This window comes from Streptomyces sp. NPDC002790, assembly GCF_040295505.1.
GTDB lineage: Bacteria > Actinomycetota > Actinomycetes > Streptomycetales > Streptomycetaceae > Streptomyces.
On record NZ_JBEOVM010000023.1, the window covers coordinates 60,412 to 78,834 of the forward strand.

19 protein-coding genes and 1 pseudogene are annotated in these 18,423 nt (G+C 66.7%); 12 read left to right on the forward strand and 8 right to left on the reverse strand.

The genetic code is table 11. The annotated features are described in order from the left end of the window. Positions 1 to 77: 77 nt before the first annotated feature. The 5 genes from ABT004_RS14030 (at position 78) to ABT004_RS14050 (ending at position 6,532) form a co-directional block, all read left to right on the forward strand. Positions 78 to 1,520, forward strand: a complete 1,443-nt coding sequence (locus ABT004_RS14030) for a GuaB1 family IMP dehydrogenase-related protein (protein ID WP_351335592.1) — start codon at positions 78 to 80, stop codon at positions 1,518 to 1,520. A 318-nt stretch (positions 1,521 to 1,838) separates the two neighbouring features. Further along, complete coding sequence (locus ABT004_RS14035; RefSeq protein WP_351335594.1) at positions 1,839 to 3,323, forward strand: amino acid permease; 1,485 nt, start codon at positions 1,839 to 1,841, stop codon at positions 3,321 to 3,323. Between the two features lie 10 nt (positions 3,324 to 3,333). Then, a complete protein-coding gene (locus tag ABT004_RS14040; RefSeq protein ID WP_351335596.1) occupies positions 3,334 to 3,786 on the forward strand; it encodes an Lrp/AsnC family transcriptional regulator in 453 nt (150 codons plus the stop codon). Between the two features lie 165 nt (positions 3,787 to 3,951). Then, positions 3,952 to 4,752, forward strand: a complete 801-nt coding sequence (locus ABT004_RS14045) for a carbon-nitrogen hydrolase family protein (RefSeq protein ID WP_351335599.1) — start codon at positions 3,952 to 3,954, stop codon at positions 4,750 to 4,752. Between the two features lie 76 nt (positions 4,753 to 4,828). Then, complete coding sequence (locus ABT004_RS14050; RefSeq protein WP_351335601.1) at positions 4,829 to 6,532, forward strand: flavin monoamine oxidase family protein; 1,704 nt, start codon at positions 4,829 to 4,831, stop codon at positions 6,530 to 6,532. A gap of 37 nt (positions 6,533 to 6,569) precedes the next feature. Here the strand turns inward: ABT004_RS14050 and ABT004_RS14055 are convergent, their stop codons facing one another. Then, entirely contained in the window at positions 6,570 to 7,283 is a 714-nt protein-coding gene (locus ABT004_RS14055) for a DUF5995 family protein (protein WP_351335603.1), read from the reverse strand. Positions 7,284 to 7,438: 155 nt separating this feature from the next. Here ABT004_RS14055 and ABT004_RS14060 point away from each other — a divergent pair, with 155 nt between their 5' ends. Continuing rightward, entirely contained in the window at positions 7,439 to 8,563 is a 1,125-nt protein-coding gene (locus ABT004_RS14060) for a glycoside hydrolase family 6 protein (protein ID WP_351335636.1), read from the forward strand. 18 nt (positions 8,564 to 8,581) lie between these two features. Here ABT004_RS14060 and ABT004_RS14065 read toward each other — a convergent pair. Both ABT004_RS14065 and ABT004_RS14070 read right to left on the reverse strand, forming a co-directional pair. Then, positions 8,582 to 9,838: pseudogene (locus tag ABT004_RS14065) on the reverse strand (uracil-xanthine permease family protein); the annotation flags it as partial. Further along, positions 9,811 to 10,179: a hypothetical protein gene (locus ABT004_RS14070; RefSeq protein ID WP_351335606.1), complete on the reverse strand. Its 369-nt coding sequence runs from the start codon at positions 10,177 to 10,179 to the stop codon at positions 9,811 to 9,813. The gene ABT004_RS14070 and the pseudogene ABT004_RS14065, both read right to left, overlap by 28 nt. A gap of 405 nt (positions 10,180 to 10,584) precedes the next feature. On the opposite strand from ABT004_RS14070, the gene ABT004_RS14075 reads away from it, so the two are divergent. Continuing rightward, positions 10,585 to 11,229 carry an eL19 family ribosomal protein gene (locus ABT004_RS14075; protein WP_351335608.1) on the forward strand — a complete coding sequence of 215 codons (645 nt, stop codon included), beginning with the start codon at positions 10,585 to 10,587 and terminating at the stop codon, positions 11,227 to 11,229. A gap of 51 nt (positions 11,230 to 11,280) precedes the next feature. Here the strand turns inward: ABT004_RS14075 and ABT004_RS14080 are convergent, their stop codons facing one another. The 5 genes from ABT004_RS14080 to ABT004_RS14100 all read right to left on the reverse strand — a co-directional run bounded on the left by ABT004_RS14080 (position 11,281) and on the right by ABT004_RS14100 (position 14,124). Then, complete coding sequence (locus ABT004_RS14080) at positions 11,281 to 11,583, reverse strand: DUF6087 family protein (protein WP_351335610.1); 303 nt, start codon at positions 11,581 to 11,583, stop codon at positions 11,281 to 11,283. Between the two features lie 58 nt (positions 11,584 to 11,641). After that, on the reverse strand, positions 11,642 to 12,544 hold the full coding sequence (locus tag ABT004_RS14085; RefSeq protein ID WP_351335613.1) for a JmjC domain-containing protein: 903 nt from the start codon (positions 12,542 to 12,544) through the stop codon (positions 11,642 to 11,644). Between the two features lie 12 nt (positions 12,545 to 12,556). Beyond that, on the reverse strand, positions 12,557 to 12,955 hold the full coding sequence (locus ABT004_RS14090; RefSeq protein WP_351335616.1) for a hypothetical protein: 399 nt from the start codon (positions 12,953 to 12,955) through the stop codon (positions 12,557 to 12,559). A 185-nt stretch (positions 12,956 to 13,140) separates the two neighbouring features. Further along, entirely contained in the window at positions 13,141 to 13,380 is a 240-nt protein-coding gene (locus ABT004_RS14095; RefSeq protein WP_351335618.1) for a DUF397 domain-containing protein, read from the reverse strand. A 375-nt stretch (positions 13,381 to 13,755) separates the two neighbouring features. After that, entirely contained in the window at positions 13,756 to 14,124 is a 369-nt protein-coding gene (locus ABT004_RS14100; RefSeq protein ID WP_351335620.1) for a DUF6415 family natural product biosynthesis protein, read from the reverse strand. A 195-nt stretch (positions 14,125 to 14,319) separates the two neighbouring features. On the opposite strand from ABT004_RS14100, the gene ABT004_RS14105 reads away from it, so the two are divergent. The 5 genes from ABT004_RS14105 (at position 14,320) to ABT004_RS14125 (ending at position 18,302) form a co-directional block, all read left to right on the forward strand. After that, positions 14,320 to 14,739, forward strand: a complete 420-nt coding sequence (locus ABT004_RS14105; protein WP_351335623.1) for a hypothetical protein — start codon at positions 14,320 to 14,322, stop codon at positions 14,737 to 14,739. Then, complete coding sequence (locus tag ABT004_RS14110; RefSeq protein WP_351335625.1) at positions 14,699 to 15,220, forward strand: DUF6879 family protein; 522 nt, start codon at positions 14,699 to 14,701, stop codon at positions 15,218 to 15,220. The genes ABT004_RS14105 and ABT004_RS14110 overlap by 41 nt, the downstream gene beginning before the upstream one ends. A gap of 7 nt (positions 15,221 to 15,227) precedes the next feature. Further along, on the forward strand, positions 15,228 to 16,097 hold the full coding sequence (locus ABT004_RS14115) for a helix-turn-helix domain-containing protein (protein ID WP_351335628.1): 870 nt from the start codon (positions 15,228 to 15,230) through the stop codon (positions 16,095 to 16,097). A 1-nt stretch (position 16,098) separates the two neighbouring features. Further along, the gene (locus ABT004_RS14120; RefSeq protein WP_351335639.1) at positions 16,099 to 16,275 is read left to right on the forward strand and encodes a DUF397 domain-containing protein; all 177 of its coding nucleotides are present in this window, start codon (positions 16,099 to 16,101) and stop codon (positions 16,273 to 16,275) included. A gap of 1,670 nt (positions 16,276 to 17,945) precedes the next feature. After that, a complete protein-coding gene (locus ABT004_RS14125) occupies positions 17,946 to 18,302 on the forward strand; it encodes a hypothetical protein (RefSeq protein ID WP_351335631.1) in 357 nt (118 codons plus the stop codon). Positions 18,303 to 18,423: the final 121 nt, after the last annotated feature.

Below are 18,423 nucleotides of genomic sequence, written 5' to 3' on the forward strand. Positions count from 1 at the left end.
TGGGAAAATGAAGTACGTGCTTTGTGCTCCGGGAGCAGACTTCTGGGGCCCCCTTCTACCGACTGGGATGTCCGCACGTGCGTTTCCTCAATGACATCAAGCCCGCGTACGACCTGACGTACGACGACGTCTTCATGGTGCCGAGCCGGAGCGCAGTCGGCTCCCGGCAGGCCGTGGATCTTTCGTCGCCGGACGGTACGGGGACCACGATCCCGCTGGTCGTCGCCAACATGACCGCGATCGCCGGGCGGCGGATGGCGGAGACGGTCGCCCGGCGCGGCGGACTCGTCGTCATTCCGCAGGACATCCCGATCGAGGTCGTCACCGAGGTCATCTCCTGGGTCAAGACGCGCCACCTGGTGCTCGACACCCCGATCGTCCTCGCGCCGACGCAGACCGTCGCGGACGCCCTGGCGCTGCTCAACAAGCGCGCGCACAACGCCGGTGTTGTCGTCGACGGCGAGCGGCGCCCCGTCGGTGTCGTCACCGACCAGGACCTGACCGGCGTCGACCGCTTCACGCAGCTGTCCGAGGTCATGGCGAAGGACCTGCTGCTGCTCGACGCGGACATCGACCCGCGCGACGCCTTCAACAAGCTGGACGGCGCCAACCGCCGCTACGCCCCGGCCGTGGACAGGGAAGGCCGGCTCGCCGGCATCCTGACGCGTACCGGCGCCCTGCGCGCGACCCTCTACACCCCGGCCACCGACGCCAACGGCAAGCTGCGCATCGCCGCCGCCGTCGGCATCAACGGCGACGTGGCGGGCAAGGCGCAGCAGCTGCTCGACGCCGGTGCGGACACGCTCGTCATCGACACGGCCCACGGGCACCAGGAGTCGATGATCGAGGCCATCAGGAAGGTCCGCGCGCTCGACCCGCAGGTGCCGATCGTGGCCGGCAACATCGTGGCCGCGGAGGGCGTCAAGGATCTGATCGAGGCAGGCGCCGACATCATCAAGGTCGGTGTCGGGCCCGGTGCCATGTGCACGACCCGCATGATGACCGGCGTCGGCCGGCCGCAGTTCTCCGCCGTCCTGGAGTGCGCCGCCGAGGCCAAGAAGTACGGCAAGAACGTGTGGGCCGACGGCGGCGTGCGGCACCCGCGCGACGTCGCCATGGCGCTCGCGGCCGGTGCGTCGAACGTGATGATCGGTTCCTGGTTCGCGGGGACGTACGAGTCCCCGGGCGACCTGCAGCACGACGCCAAGGGCCGTGCCTACAAGGAGTCCTTCGGCATGGCCTCCGCGCGCGCCGTGAAGAACCGGACGAGCGACGAGTCCGCCTACGACCGCGCTCGCAAGGCGCTCTTCGAGGAGGGCATCTCCACCTCGCGGATGTTCCTCGACCCGGAGCGTCCGGGCGTCGAGGACCTGATCGACTCGGTCATCGCGGGCGTCCGCTCCTCCTGCACGTACGCCGGTGCCAACTCGCTCGCGGAGTTCGAGCAGCGCGCCACCATCGGCATCCAGTCCGCCGCCGGCTACGCCGAGGGCAAGCCGCTGCACGCCAGCTGGAGCTGACACCTCCCGCACCCCGCCGCGAACCCCGCGTCCCCTCTCCCGAGGGGCGCGGGGTTCCGTCGTTTCCGCTCAATCCGTACGCAACGGACCAAAGCTCGCGCGCAACAATCCTTCGGCTCCGTGGACGTAGCGCAACGATCATGCGCGACTGCGCAAGGTTGCTGCATTACACCTGAGAAGAGAACTCCTCTAGAGTCATCCGCTGTACGTTGCGTGGCGGGGGTTCGGCCTGCTCGGCGGGGCCCGTATGACGGGTGTGCTCCGCCGCGTCCCCCTCGCTGCGGTCAACCCTCCCGGCAGCGATCAAGGAGCCAGTCCGTGCTCGATCACGGCGCACCCCCGCGCACCCCGCAAGCCGCCCCGGCGTCAGCGGGATTCGGCGCCCGCCTCATGCGGCGCAAACCGGTGGATCTGCTGGTCGCGGAGGGCGGCCAGGGCGAGGGCGGATCGCTGCGGCGCTCCCTCGGGCTCTGGCAGCTGACCATGATCAGCATCGGTGCCACGCTCGGCACCGGCATCTTCGTGGTGCTCGGGGAGGCCGTACCGAAGGCCGGTCCCGCCGTCACGCTGTCCTTCGTGATCGCCGGTCTCACCGCGCTGTTCTCGGCGCTCTCGTACGCCGAACTGGCCGGCACCATCCCGGTCGCCGGCTCCTCCTACTCGTATGCGTACGCAACGATGGGCGAACTTCTGGCCTGGGTGTGCGGCTGGTGTCTGGTCCTGGAGTACGGGGTCTCGGTCGCCGCGGTCGCCGTCGGCTGGGGCGAGTACCTCAACGAGCTGCTCGACGGGACGATCGGCGTCACCATCCCGGATGCGCTGTCCGCGCCGCCCGGTGACGGCGGGATCTTCAACCTGCCCGCGCTCATCGTGGTGCTGCTCGCCATGGTGTTCCTGCTGGGCGGCGCCAAGGAGTCCGCGCGGGCCAACAGCATCATGGTCGCCGTGAAGATCGCGGCCCTGATCCTCTTCTGCGTCATCGGCTTCATGGGTTTCAAGTCCGGCAACTACGCGGACTTCATGCCGCTCGGCATGGCGGGCGTGAGCGCCGCGGGCGCCACGCTCTTCTTCTCGTACATCGGCTTCGACGCCGCCTCCACCGCCGGTGAGGAGGCGAAGAACCCGCAGCGCGACCTGCCGCGCGCCATCATGCTGTCGCTGATCATCGTCACCGCGCTGTACGTCCTCGTGGCCGCCGTCGCCGTGGGCGCCCGCAAGTGGACGCGCTTCACCGACTCCGAGGCGACGCTCGCCGCGATCATGAAGGACGTCACGGGACAGCCCTTCTGGGGCACGGTGCTCGCCGCCGGTGCCGTCATCGCCATCGCGTCCGTCGTGCTCACCGTGCTCTACGGGCAGACCCGCGTGCTGTTCGCGATGTCCCGCGACGGCCTCGTGCCCAAGGTGTTCTCGAAGGTGCACCCGAAGACCGGGGCGCCGCGCGCCAACACGGTCATCGTGTCCCTGTTCTGCGGTGTCCTCGCGGCCGCCGTTCCGCTCGGCCAGCTCGCCGACGCCACCAGCATCGGCACGCTCTTCGCGTTCGCCCTGGTCAACATCGCCGTGATCATGCTGCGCCGGACCCGCCCCGACATGAAGCGCACCTTCCGCGTGCCGCTTTCGCCGGTCCTGCCGATCATCGGCTTCGCGCTCTGTGTGTGGATGATGGGCAGCCTGTCCGCTATCACCTGGATCGTCTTCGGTGTCTGGATGGTCGTCGGCCTCGTGTTCTACTTCAGTTACGGGATGCGCCGCTCTCGCCTGGCTCGCCCGGACACCGCTCCCGTGGACGCAGAAAAGTGAACCTCCTGCCGTGCTGAACGATCTCGACGAACGCATCGTGCACGCCCTCGCCGAGGACGCCCGCCGCTCCTACGCGGACATCGGCCAGCTCGTCGGCCTGTCCGCGCCCGCCGTGAAGCGCCGCGTGGACCGGCTGCGGGCCACCGGCGCGATCACCGGGTTCACGGTGCGCGTCGACCCGGCCGCGCTCGGCTGGGAGACCGAGGGGTTCATCGAGATCTACTGCCGCTCCAACACCTCGCCGGAGTCGATCCGGCGGGGCCTGGAGCGGTACCCCGAGGTCGTGTCCGCCTCCACCGTCACCGGTGAGGCGGACGCGATCGTCCAGATCTTCGCCTCCGACATGCGGCACTTCGAGCGGGTCCTGGAACGGATCGCGGGGGAGCCGTTCGTCGAGCGGACGAAGTCGGTGCTGGTGCTGTCGCCGCTGATGAGGCGGTTCACCTCGGGTTCGCCCGCGTAGCCACTCCGTGAGGCCCCGGGCCCCGCGCAACGAATCGCCGTTCGGCGGGAAAATCGCGCAACGAACAGCTCGGCAGCGTGCAACAGGTGCTTCTTGTCCGCGGTGGCGGGCCCCCGTAGCTTTTTGGTGACCCCGAACCCCGCCCCGTACCGGTTGAGGACACCCATGCGCACCGCCCTGCTCCAGAGCTCAGGACACCCCGGCTCCACCGCCGCGAACCTCAAGGTTCTCGACGCCGCCGCGGGCCGGGCCGCCGCCGCGGGCGCCGGGGCCCTCGTGACCTCGGAGATGTTCCTGACCGGGTACGCGATCGGTGACGACGTGGACCGGCTCGCCGAGCCCGCCGACGGGTACGCGGCCGACGCGGTCGCCGAGCTGGCCCACCGGCACGGGATCGCCGTCGCGTACGGCTACCCGGAGCGCGCGGGGGACATCGGCGACGCGGTCTTCAACTCCGTACAGCTGATTTCCGCCGACGGCGCCCGCCTCGCCAACTACCGCAAGACGCACCTCTTCGGCTGCTTCGAGCGCGAGCAGTTCACGCCCGGTGAACAGCCGGTCGTGCAGGCCGAGTTGAACGGTCTGCGGGTCGGCCTGATGATCTGCTACGACGTCGAGTTCCCGGAGAACGTCCGGGCGCACGCCCTCGCGGGCACCGACCTGCTGCTCGTGCCGACGGCGCAGATGCACCCCTTCCAGTTCGTCGCCGAATCGGTCGTGCCGGTGCGCGCCTTCGAGAACCAGATGTACGTCGCGTACGTCAACAGGGTCGGTGCGGAAGGGGAGTTCGAGTTCGTCGGGCTCTCCACGCTCGCCGGGCCCGACGGTGTGGCGCGCGCCCGCGCGGGCCGGGGCGAGGAGCTCGTGATCGCCGACGTCGACTCCGACCTTCTCGCCGCCTCCCGCGCGGCCAACCCGTACCTGAGCGACCGCCGCCCGGAGCTGTACGGCCCGCTCACCTCCTGAGGCCCGACGACCCCGACACCGCCTCAACTCCCGCTACCTGCCCCGCACTTCAGTACCCGCAAGGAGCCCGTACCCCATGACGTCCACGGTGCCCACCGCCGCCCAGCACACCGAGGGCCAGCCGCCCATCACGATGTTCGGGCCGGACTTCCCGTACGCGTACGACGACTTCCTCGCCCACCCGGCCGGCCTCGGCCAGATACCCGCGACCGAGCACGGCACCGAGGTCGCGGTCATCGGCGGTGGCCTGTCCGGCATCGTCGCCGCGTACGAGCTGATGAAGATGGGCCTCAAGCCCGTCGTGTACGAGGCGGACGAGATCGGCGGCCGGCTGCGTACGGTCGGCTTCGAGGGCACCCCTGCCGCGGCCTCCGGCCTGACCGCCGAGATGGGCGCGATGCGCTTCCCGCCGTCGTCGACGGCGTTGCAGCACTACATCGACATGGTGGATCTGAAGACGCGGGCGTTCCCCAACCCCCTCTCGGAGGCCACGCCTTCGACCGTCGTCGACCTCAAGGGCGAGTCCCACTACGCCGAGACGATCGCCGATCTGCCGCAGGTGTACCGGGACGTCGCCGAGGCGTGGAACAAGTGCCTCGACGAGGGCGCCGACTTCTCCGACATGAACCAGGCGATGCGCGAGCGCGACGTGCCGCGCATCCGCGAGATCTGGGGCCGGCTCGTCGAGAAGCTCGACAACCAGACGTTCTACGGGTTCCTCTGCGAGTCGGACGCGTTCAAGTCCTTCCGGCACCGGGAGATCTTCGGCCAGGTCGGCTTCGGCACGGGTGGCTGGGACACCGACTTCCCGAACTCCATCCTGGAGATCCTGCGCGTCGTCTACACCGAGGCCGACGACCACCACCGCGGCATCGAGGGCGGCTCGCAGCAGCTGCCGCTGCGGCTGTGGGAGCGTGCGCCGGAGAAGATCGTGCACTGGGCGCAGGGAACCTCGCTGTCCACCCTGCACGTGGACGGCACGCCGCGCCCGGCCGTGACCCGGCTGTCCCGCACCGCCGGCAACCACATCACCGTCACGGACGCCGACGGCGACATCCGTACGTACAAGGCGGCGATCTTCACCGCACAGTCGTGGATGCTGCTGTCCAAGGTGGACTGCGACGACTCGCTGTTCCCGATCGACCACTGGACGGCGATCGAGCGCACGCACTACATGGAGTCGAGCAAGCTGTTCGTGCCGGTCGACCGGCCGTTCTGGCTGGACAAGGACGAGGACACCGGCCGTGACGTCATGTCGATGACGCTGACGGACCGGATGACGCGCGGCACCTACCTCCTCGACGACGGGCCGGACAAGCCCGCCACGATCTGCCTCTCCTACACGTGGTGCGACGACAGCCTCAAGTGGCTGCCGCTGTCCGCGAACGAGCGGCTCGAAGTGATGCTGAAGTCGCTCGGCGAGATCTATCCGAAGGTCGACATCCGCAAGCACATCATCGGCAACCCGGTGACCGTGTCCTGGGAGAACGAGCCGTACTTCATGGGCGCGTTCAAGGCGAACCTGCCCGGCCACTACCGCTACCAGCGCCGCCTGTTCACGCACTTCGTGCAGGAGACCCTGCCCGAGGACCGGCGGGGCATCTTCCTCGCCGGTGACGACATCTCGTGGACGGCCGGCTGGGCCGAGGGCGCCGTGCAGACCGCGCTGAACGCGGTGTGGGGCGTCATGCACCACCTCGGGGGCAGCACGGACGCGTCCAACCCCGGCCCGGGCGACGTGTTCGAGGAGATCGCGCCGGTGGAGCTTCCGGAGGACTAGATCCGGGGGCGCCGGGGGTCGGGGTCGGGAATCGAGTTCAGTCGGGCAGTGGGGTGAGCAGCATCCGCCCCACCAGCCCCACCGAGGCGTCGAGGCGGTGCGTGAACTCGGCCTCCACGGACGGCAGTTCGCGCAGCGCCCACAGCGCGCGGGCCGCCGCCCACGCGCCGTCGCGGGCGCGCTCCAGGCTCCACGCGCCGAGCAGATGGGTCAGCGGATCGGCGACCTGGAGCAGATCGGGGCCCGGCATCAGCTCTTCGCGGATGCGCTCCTCCAGCGAGACGAGGAGGTCGCCCACGCGCTCGAACTCATCCTCCAGGGCCTCCGGTTCGCAGCCCAGCGTGCGACACGCGTCCACGACGGCGAGCGCCAGATCGTGCCCGATGTGCGCATTGATGCCCGCGAGCGCGAACTGCAATGGGCGTACGCCGGGATGCCGGCGGGACTGGAACAGGGGCCGCCAGCAGGCGGGCGGGCGGGCGCCCTGGGCCGCCGCGTCGACCGCCACGAGATAGCGCTCGGCGAACCGGACGTCCAGCGTGACCGCCGCTCCCCGGTCCGGGAAGCCGCCCGCGAGCCCCCCGTCGATGGCCCGGTCCACCTCCTCCGTGACGGAGAGGTAGACCCGGTTGAAGACGGCCACGCCGTCGCGCGGTGGCAGCTCCGCCCCGAGCGCGCGCATCCGTGCGATCACGATGTCGACCCCAAGTGCCGGGATCCGGGCCTGTGCGAACCGCTCCAACTGCGCCATGAACGCAGCGTCCCAGTCGTAGCCTTACGCGGACGTCGGCTGGCCGGGGGCTTCCCCAGAACGAGGGAACGGCGGACCTGGAGGGGGAGGGTGCGGTGTCGGGCTCACGCGGACGTCGACTGGCCGAACGGCGGGCGCAGCGGCGCCGCAGAACCGTGCGCGGCGCGCTCGCCGCGGCGGCCTCGGCCGTCGTGGCCGTCGGCACCGTGGCGGGCCTCGTCTCCGCCCTGGACGGCGGCCGGGGTGAGGCGGACGAGGCGCGCCCCACCGTCAGCGAGACCCCCAGCCTGCGCCCGCTGCCCGCGGTGCCGTCCCCGTCGGCGACGAACAACTCGCCCTCCCCGTCGAAGAGTTCGAAGCCGAAGCCGAGGAAGACGGCCCCCGCCCGGCCGAAGCCGTCGAACACCGCGCCCGCCGCGAGCGGCCTCTACCGCTACGGCGACTCCCAGGTACTCGACTGGGTACGGGCCAACCGCTCCGACCCACGTCGCCCGCTCATCGAGTCCCGGATAGCGAACCGCCCGGCCGCCGTCTGGTTCGCCGACTACATGCCCGCCACGATCACCGCCCGGGTACGCGCGGTCACCTCGGCCGGGGCGCGCGCAGGACAGGTGCCGGTGCTCGTGCCCTACGCCGTCCCCGACCGTGACTGCGGCGGGCGCTCCGAGGGCGGGGCGCCCGACCTGGATGCGTACGGCGACTGGATCGAGGGGTTCGCGCGGGGGCTCGGCTCCCGCGAGGTCATCGTGATCCTGGAGCCGGACGCCCTCTCCCAGACCGAGTGCCTCTCCAAGAGCCGGCAGGCCGACCGCTACGAGGCGCTGGCGCACGCGGGCCGGGCCCTCAAGTCCGCGAACCCGCGCGCCCGCGTCTACTACGACGCCGGACACTCCGCCTGGAACCCGGCCGCTACCCAGGCCGCACGCCTCCGCGCGGCGGGCGCCGCCTCCGCCGCGTCGTCCGACGGCGTGTTCACCAACGTCTCCAACTTCCACCGCACGCCGGACGAGATCGCGTACGCCCGCAAGGTGCTCGCCGCGATGGGCGGACCGAGCGGCCTGGGCGCCGTCATCGACACGAGCCGCAACGGCAACGGCGCCCCGGCCGACGGCGAGTGGTGCGACCCCGAAGGCCGCGAACTGGGCCGGGCCCCGACACTGCGCACCGGTGAGGCCCGCATCGACGCGTACCTGTGGGTGAAGCTGCCCGGGGAGTCGGACGGGTGCAAGGGGGAGCCGGGGAGGTTCACGGCGGACTATGCGTACGAGTTGGCGGACTGAACGCGGCGCCGTGGGCGGTCACTTCTTGTCGGTGGCCGCGCTCTCGTCGTACGAGGACGTCCCCTCGTCGAGCAGCGGCTGCTGCGTCTTGAGGTGCGCCGGGGCCATCGCCCGCAGCGCGTGGTACCCGGTGATCACGACGACCGTGCCGAGGGCGATGCCGCTCAGGGAGAAGGTGTCGGTGAACTTCAGGGAGACGTCGCCGATGCCGATGATAATGCCCGCGGCGGTGGGGACCAGGTTCAGCGGGTTGCGGAGGTCGACGCCCGCGTTGATCCAGATCTGCGCGCCGAGCAGGCCGATCATGCCGTAGAGGATGACGGTGATGCCGCCGAGCACGCCGCCGGGAATGGCTGCCACGATCGCGCCGAACTTCGGGCAGAGGCCGAAGAGGAGCGCGAAGCCCGCCGCCGCCCAGTACGCCGCCGTCGAGTAGACGCGGGTCGCGGCCATGACGCCGATGTTCTCGGAGTACGTGGTGTTGGGCGGGCCGCCGACGGCCGTGGAGAGCATCGAGCCGACGCCGTCCGCCGAGATCGCCGTGCCGAGCTTGCCGTCGAGGTTGTCGCCGGTCATCTCGCCGACGGCCTTGACGTGACCCGCGTTCTCCGCGATCAACGCGATGACGACCGGGAGCGCCACCAGGATCGCCGACCACTGGAACGACGGGGCGTGGAAGGACGGCAGGCCGATCCAGTCCGCCTGGCCGACGGCGGACAGGTCGAGCCGCAGGTGGTCGACGGCCTTGCCGCCGCCGTTCGGCGAGTGGATCTTGCCGAAGACCTGGTCGAGGACCCAGGAGAGCGCGTAGCCGAAGATCAGGCCCAGGAAGATCGCGATGCGCGACCAGAAACCGCGCAGGCACACCACGGCCAAACCGGTGAACAGCATGACGAGCAGCGCCGTCCACTGGTCGGTCGGCCAGTACGTGGAGGCGGTGACCGGGGCGAGGTTGAAGCCGATCAGCATCACGACCGCGCCGGTCACCACCGGCGGCATCGCCGCGTGGATGATCCGCGCCCCGAACTTCCGTACCGCGAGGCCCACCAGGAACACCGCGGCGCCCACGACGAAGACCGCGCCCGTGACCGTCGCGCTGGAGCCGCCCTGCGCCCGGATCACGGCCGCGACGCCCACGAAGGAGAGCGAACAGCCCAGGTAGCTGGGCACCCTGCCGCGCGTGGCGAGCAGGAAGATGGCCGTCGAGACGCCGGACATCATGATCGCGAGGTTCGGGTCGAGGCCCATCAGGACGGGGGCCACGAATGTTGCTCCGACAGTACATCACTGGGCTTCAGGGGTATCCACTCACCAGTGGAGACATCCCCTATGCGCTCGTCACCTTCGCTGGTCAGAGCATGTAGGAGGGCCATGGAGGCAGGGGTGGCATCGTCGGCCAACACTCGCGCCAGATGCTCCAACTCCCGTGGCGTGAAGCGCACCGCGACCTCTTCGGCCGCGCCATCCTCCTCCGGCTTCCGGGCTCCCTCGGCCGCCCGCCAGGCGGCGATGTTGGCCAGGGTGTTGGCCAGGAAACGGGTCGCAGAGTCCGGCTCCGGTATGGGGCGGACGGCTGGCTTCTGACGGCCTATCGCTTTGAACTCACCAAGATCCACAACGGGACTATATGCCCACGACTATGCCGAGTAGTAGGTCTGTGGGTTGCTTGCGTTCATTGAGTTCTCTGTATGCCAGTAAAGGTGTACCCGCCCGAAGATCACCCAGATCGCATGTTTGGATGAACGTGGAATCATCCAGTCCGCTTCTCAGGGGGAGTAGTGCGCCTGCCCGCACTGAAGTCCGTCCCCATCGGCGCTGTACTCGGGTACACGCTGTTGGTGGCCGCCGTGCCGATCGCAATAGCAGGGGGAGCTTCCGATAGGGCCTCCCACGGACCGAAGGCCGACGCACCCGCGCCGACTGCAAGTCCGGCGACAGGCACAACTCAGGGCCGCGGGCCCGTGCCTTTGCACGAGACGAACCAGGACGCCCACCAGGGGGCCACGGACGAAGAGGGCCCCATGCCTCTTCCTGAGAAGGGAGGCAAAGACGCGGAACCCGGTGCGTCCGGCACTCCTGTCGAGCCGAAGAAGCGGCGCAGTGAAAACGCCCCAGACAGCCGCGGCGTGCAGAACAAGAAGGACGAGAAGAAGTCCAAGGGGCGAAAAAGGGGCCCCGGCAAGGCTGATGACCCGAAGGAGCCGGAGGAGAAGCACTCCATCGTCGGAGACACCGTCGACAAGTATCTACCTGGTGCGAGTAAGTACTTGCCGTACTGGGCAAAGCCGATCGTTCACGATGTGAAGAAGCGATCTGTCGACCCGGACGCTGTGGAGGCATTCCTCGCCCAGGACGGCACCCTCGTCGTGCACGCGGTGCTCGACCCCAAGAAGAAGGGGCACGGATTCGGCGCCTTCGCGGCCTACACAGAGGGAGCCGGGGCGGACGACAGTATCGAGATGGTGCTCACCGTCGAGGACCCGAGCTACGCCTCCGTGTTCAACCCGACGACCGTTACCACCATCGCCGTGTCGTCGGATTCGTCGGAGCCTGTCACCAACACTGCTGAGGTCTACAGCCCACTGCGGGCCGACAACGTGGCCAAGAAGACGGTCAGCGAGACAGTCAAGGAAGCCAGCTCCAGCGCGGAAGATCCCGAGGCGTGATGAAGCCGGCCCCCTCCGAAGATGCGGAGGGGGCCGCAATCATTCATTCCTTCATTCGCCTTGGCGAGTCTTCCGGTGCCTGCCTCGTCCAGCTCGCAGCGGCGGCTGTTGCGGGGAGGGCATCGTCGCCGGCTTCTGTGCATCGGGGTACAGGATGCGTTTCGCCTCGGCGAGGTTGGCCGCGAAGCCGTGCGGCTCCCAGACGTACCCGTTCCACCGCTGGATTGCGCGGGGGGATTCCGGATTCAGATGTGTGCCCTTGGGGCCGTCGCCAGGGGTGAGGGGCACCGCCCGAAGGCGGCCGATCTTCGCGTCGCGGCGCTCGGCCCACTCCGACAGGGGCTCATCATCCATCTTGCTTCCCTACCCTTTAGTGGCTCCCTCGGAGAGTAGTGCCCTGAAGAGGACAAGCTCAGGTCTTGTACTCCAACTCCGTCAACGCATCCTTGATCACGGTCGGAGCGATCTCGGACAGGTCGAGACCCTGCACATACTTCACCAGCGCCTCACGCGCTTCGTCGAGTTGTTCCATCAGGCCCTCCCCGCCCAACTGGCGGGGGAGGATGATGCGGCGGAACTCCTCCTGAGAGATGGCGCCGGCGAGTAGCTTTTCCGCGAGCCACAACTGTGTGCGCTCCCTGATCGCGAACGTCAGGTGGATGCTGTGTTCTTCGGTGTCCACGACGTGCGGGTTGTGGACCCACCCGCGTGGGAGCAGGAGCGACTGGCCGGCCTTGAGGTCGACCTCCACGTCCGGGCCGGCGGCCTCCCACGTTGGTATGTACTCGTCCTTCCACACACGGAAGCTCTCGTTGTACTCCCGCATTGGGGCCTCGACCGGGGGCCGCCAGAGCTGCCACCGCTTCGTACCCGAGACCTGGACGATTACCGCCATCTGTTGGTCCCAGTGGTGGCGGAGCCCTTGCTCGCCGGGCGGGGTCAGGAAGGCGTGGATGTAGTTCGAGTAACCCGTCTCCGTCTGGATCGCCTCGGAGATCTGCGCCAAGGCCGGGACGACGCGTTGCAGGTTGCCGAGGCGGATCGTGTAGCCGCGCTCGTACAGCCGGGCGAGCTTCGCGCGGTCCGTGCGGCCATCCGTCATGTACGCGTTCTGGCTCAGTGACGGGTTGGGGGCCTTGACGGCCGCGATCTCGTTGGCCGGAACACACCCCGTGTAGAGGTAGCCGCGGATCGACTCCGCGGTGACCGTCGCATGGAGCGACTGCACGCCGCGCTCGAACACGCGAGGCTCATCAGGCCACGAGGCCAGCAGTTCAGTAACGCCTTCCTCGGGCAGCAAGAGGCGCAGCGACATGGCGTCGACTCCTTACGATGGCGGGAGCGGGCAGGGGATGTTCGGGTGGAAGCGGTTCGGGCAGCACACGACGGAGAAGGCGATCAGGCTTTTCGATGCCAGGTAGTACACCCAGCTCACGTCGACACCGCGGGGTAGCACGTCGGTGGCGTACTCCAGCTTGTCTTCGAGGCTGCTGTACGCCTGGAGGCCGTCCGTCCGTACGAACGGGGGATTTGCCTCGTACTGCTTGGTCAGCCACGCGATGGCGATACCCATGTCGGCCCAGGTCCGATCGGCGGAGACCTGGTTCGTCTTGGTGAGCCACCAGCCGGTCATGGTGGGCGGCAGGTTGCCCGTCGTGAACTCCGCGGCGGCTTCGCGGTACCGGTCGAGGACGGCCTGCTGCTTCTTGTCTTCGGGGTCTAGCACCGAAGGCGGGCCGTTGGGATGCGGAGGCCGCCGGCCTCCCTCCTTGCCGTACACCGCCGATGGTCCGCTCCACGGTCCGTACCCGTGCCAGTGCCCTGACCAGCTCATTTGTGCCTTTCTGGAAGTGCGGGGCCGCCCCGCCGAAGCAGGGCGGCCCGTCTTGTCCTGGATGGGGAGACGCCAGATTAGAGCGCCAGACCCCGCTTCTTGGCCCAGCCGAGGACGAAGTCGTCGACCTCGGCCGCAGTGACGCGCAGCTTCTCGCCAGCGCCCATGGGCTTCGAGTCACGCAGCTCGAACGCCTCCTCGGCGCCGGGGATGGCCGCCACGTCGATGCACGACTCGTGCTCGCCGTTGAGGTTGCCGCCGCAGAAGTTCTCGAACGCGCCGTCGTCAACGGCGGGGAGGGTGTAGAGGTTCTGCACTGGGTAGTCCTCCTTGCGCATCTGCTGTGCGGAGATCCGTTCTCCGCGCCGTAGTGCACTTGCACCCACCCCGGCCCGACCTGTCCTTCTTCGGGGTACTGGCATGGCCGGGGTGGGATCTTGGTCCCGCCCACGAGGGGTGCCGAAAAGGGGGAGCCGGCGAGTGTCACCTCGGGGGCGGAAGATCATCGGATGAGCGCCCACCAGGCGCCGCAGATCGCCACAGAGGTGCCGATCATGAGGCCCTGGAAGACCCACTGACGCCAACCGAGCGGGCGTTTGTGTCGGGACGCTGACTGTCGACTATGCCGACCACGAGCGCGGCCAGCATCACCAGGAGCGCCACCACGTAAGCCACCTGCTGCTGACGAGGAGTCACGAGACACCCGTCCCGCTCCTCTTCTCGTAGACATCCAGGAAACGCCTCGTCAGGAAGGCGGTCTGGCGCATGTAGCTGAAGGCGCTGAAGGCCGGCGTGTCCTTGCTGGGTCGGCCCTTGAGGTCCAGGTGCCTGTAAGCCTCGTGGAAGAGCGCTTTCACGTTCGGGTCCTCGTCCGCGCCCAACTCCTCAGCAAGGAGCAGGTTCAGGTGCCCGGTCATGGCCATCGTCTTACCGTCGATGTCCTCACGAGTGGACGTGCTCAGCTCCATGCTGAGCACGGCGTCAACGCTGTCCGTGATCACTTCCTCATCAATGGGCAGGTCATCGACCGGCTTCTCGGGTCTCTCGATCACGGTGGACACCACGCATCTCCCCTCGGGACCGCACGGTTTGCGGCTGCCTTGGCTGCTCGGTACGAAACGACCGTAGAGCGGTCCGCAACCAACTCCCAAGAAGATTGCGCGAGTTTGCAGCGAGTGGATTGACGGTGTCGAACGAGTCCTCGACCATCGAGGTGCCGCGCAATCTCGCGCAAGGCAGACGACAGGAGAACAACCATGAAGCTACGGTTCCTTGGTAAGGACTCCAAAGTGGGCGACTGCCCTACCCTCTACGCCACCGACCGTGACACCTACCTTGTTCAGGGGTGGAAGATCATCTCTGATGACCCACGGGTGAAGCTCGACATCCCCGAGGGCCAGACGGCTGTCGAAGTCCCTACCGAGCTGTTCGAGCACCTGAAGAAGGACGGTCTCCCCTCTGGAGAGTTCAAACGCCTTGAGGACCCCCTCATGGTCCTCACACCGGGTGGTACGTACGTTGTGCAGGGCCTGGAGGTGACTGACCCCGAGGCCCTTTCCCAGATGTCGATTCCGCACTACGAGACCGTGGTCGAGGTCCCCAAGGCCGCGATCACAGCCCTACTGGAGGAACCACGTGGAGCTGATCTCCAGCGCCGAGCGCAACCGGCTCATTGAGGCTGTCGCGCACGATGCTTTCCATCTGGAGCTGAGGGACGACTACTCGGTGCCATTGGAAGACGGGCCGTACGAGAAGTGGCTCGCGGGAGTGGTCGACAACGACTTCATGGGCTCGTGGCTGTCGATGGTCCGAGGGCTGACCCAGGAGGGCAAGGTGGTCCGGCGGGTCCGCGTCGTGACCGAGCCGCACACCCCGTACATCCGCTGGGAGCACGAGGGCACTCCACTTAACGAGGAGGCCGGCGAGCAGATTCGATGGCTGCCGCGTCACAAGCTGCCCGAGGGGCTTACTTTCCCCCTCGACGGAAACGACTGGTGGCTCTTCGATGACAAGCTCCTGGCCGTCGGGCACTTCGACGAGACGGGGCGGGTCCTCGGGTCCGAAGTGATCGACGACTCCGAGACCGTCGCCGAATGCGTCCGTGTCCGGGACCTCCTCTGGGCCTCCGCCACCCAGCACTCCGAGTACAAGTCCTGACCGAGCAGTGAACAACCAAGCACAAGAGACCCGCGAGGCGTTGGGTGCCCGGCTGCGCGGATTCCGCAAGGATGCGGGGTTCACCAGCGGCCGGGCCTTCGCGGCTGTCACCGGTTGGCAGGAGTCCAAGGTCTCACGTATCGAGAACGGCAAGCAGAACGCGAGTGAGGACGACATCCGCGTCTGGTGTGCGAAGACGGGACGCGAGGCCGATACCGGAGATCTGGTCGCGACGCTTCGGCACATCGACGAGTTGTGGATGGAGTGGCGTCGGCAGCTCCAGGCTGGGATCGACGCTCCCCAGAAGAAGTTGGCGCCGATCTACTACAAAACCAAGGTATTTCGGATCTGGGAGCCAAACGTCGTCTGGGGCACCCTCCAGACCGGCGACTATGCCGACGCAATCTTCGGGGCGGTACGAAAGCTCTACGGGGATGCGTCTGACTCCGATGCAAACGCAGCAGTGTCGAAGCGCCTTGAGCGGCAGCGATATCTATATGAGGGCGACCGAATTTTCAGCGTTCTCCTCGGAGAGCAATGCCTCTACTCGAACCACGGCGGTCCGGAGGTCATGCGAGGCCAGCTCGACCGCCTCATGGCCGTGCTGACTCTGCCCCGGCTAAGCCTGGGCATCCTTCCCCGTGCTGCCCCTCTCGACATGTGGCTTGGACACGCCTTCTCGATGTTTGACGACAAGCTCACATTGGTAGAGACCACCTCTGCTGAGATGTCTGTGACGCAGCCGGGGGAAATCGAGCTTTACATGAAGACGTTTGAGCTTCTTCGGCAGTCAGCCGTCTACGGGCAGGCCGCAAGGGGCCTAATCTTGGCCGCTATCGATCATTTTGATCGCATGGAAAGGAATAGCCGTGACTGAAATGCCGAATTGGCGTACGAGCACCTACACCAAAAACGAAAACTGCGTTGAAGTTGCCGATAACGACCCGGCTGCGGTTATGGTCCGGGACACGAAGGGCCGGGATCTCGGAACACTCCTCGTTCCACCCAACGTCTGGGCTGAGTTCGTAGAATTCAGCAAGGCCGTCAAGCTCTAACTGCTGTCCCGCCGGCCCCCTCTCTCGGGAGGGGGCTTTGGTGTGTCTGGGATGAGTGAATCCACTGCCGACCTCCCTCGGGGGAGGCTCCAGGGAGGGGGTATATAAACCCGGCCACAAATAATGTATGTGTTATCGACCCCCAATCCGTGATGCCGGCCCCCTGAAGTGTGACCACGATCACGCTATTGATCCATTCACTCAGTCAAGTGAGTCAACGAGTCGGCGAAGTTGAGCCCGGAATCGCCACGAGAGCCCAACTGAGGCCCTTTGGGGGCCCATTTGGGGAGGTGTGGGGCCGTGAGGCCGGCAGGGGCTCACTGGGGCGCACAGGACCTCCGTTCTTTCATACCCGTACCTGGTTCGAGGAAGGCACCCCCGGTGGGTCCTGTTTAAGAATTATCAAGTATTACCCCCGTCGTGTATGCGTGCGTGCAATAGTTCATTCATTAATGCGTGCACAGGTATCCGCACAGAAATGCGGGTGAATACCTATTGCGTGCGTATGCGTAGCGATATTCGGGTAGGAATGCCTCACGTGTCGTGAGTGAATGAATAGTTTGCGCGTGTGCGCGCAGTCGCACTTGCCAGTCAGTGCGCCCCTGGTGCGGTCGGTACGCGTTGAGCGCGGTAACGATCCCGTTAGGTTACGACGTGATAACACATATGGCGCAGACGGGTAACTGTCAGGCTGTGCATACATGGGCAGAGAGTGACCTCATGGCTACTCATTGCGATACATCGTCAAAGTTGATGTAGGTAACGTCACATGTGGGCCTGTTGACTATCTGGGGTTGCGCATGCAACGCGCGCCCTTCCTTGCTTATTCGCATCCTTTGGTGGGTTCAGTGCGTGCGCGCTGATTTGCATCTGAAGTTGATTGCGGTAATGTTCTCTCTGTCGGCCCGACAGGGCAGGCACCCGGAGGAAAGCCCCTAGGGGTGAGTACAAAGGCAGTGCTAGGCGACTTGAGAACTCAACAGTGAACGGCAAGCGAAAGCTCAATCGGGAATCGAGCGTGACGCAGCTATGGGAACGGCACACGGTCCCCTAGGCCAGCAGCTAACGGCACGGCGCGAACAAGCCTCCCTAGCCCTTGCGGGGCAGGTTGTAGGCAGTAGGCCGGTAAGCGTTAGAGAGGATGCGAGTAGGACCTAGGTAGAGCGTGAAAGGGCAAGTTGCATAGTGGTGCGGCGTGGAGCTTTCAGGGCAACGTATATGAGGGACGTACGAAAGTGCAGACGAAATACGTTGCAGTAACAGGGACGACATCGCGTGTCCGGCGTGCGGCGCCAATGTCTAGAACTACGGCGCAAAGCACGACCTTAAACGCGTGAGTCCCGAACGTCCTAGTGCCCATTTGGGGGCCTGCCAGTTCGATCCTGGACTAGGACACTCGGGGCGCCGAGATAGGCGCCCACAATCCAAAGGAGAGTGCGGAACATGCGTTGTGCGGTCTGCGCAATGTGGGGAATCGACCGTGCGGCTACGCACGTCGGGCCCTGGTCTGACAGTGGCGTGATGCATGGCCGGTGCAGTGCGTGCATGGTCGGCGTCCCCTCGGATGCTGACTTCAGTAAGCACGCCGTTTTGGACCCCTTTTTTTCTCACAAAAGTTGATTGCGGTAACGTTTGATCCGCTCCCACTTACTCCCTGAAAGGGCACATCAATGCAGTTCGTGACCGTAGAGACCCTGTACGCCGACATTCTCGCGTCGGGTGGCATGACCTATCGCCCCGGAACTCCGGCGCCCGTGGGTGGCTACATGGTTAGCGTGGCCGGAGCGGAACGCATGCTCCCCGTTTCGCGCTTCACTCCTCTTGCTCTTGAGCAGTACATCACTGACTACCGGTCTCGCGTAAAGGTGACTGACGCCCTGTACTACGGCGCATGGGTTGACGGTGATTACGTCTATCTCGACGTTTCCGTAAACGTTCAAGGCCGCGCAGAGGCAGAGTCCATGGGGCGCCTTGAATCCCAGTTGGCCATATTCGACGTCGCTAATGCAGATGTCATTTCCCTGTGACGCGTGAACGGCTTTAGTCGGGGCCGGTGTGGTGCACCGGGCCCGGCTATGGCTGGTCAATCCGACCAGAGGTAATCGAGAAAGGTAAGCCATGCGCATTCGCGTTGTTGACTCACACAAC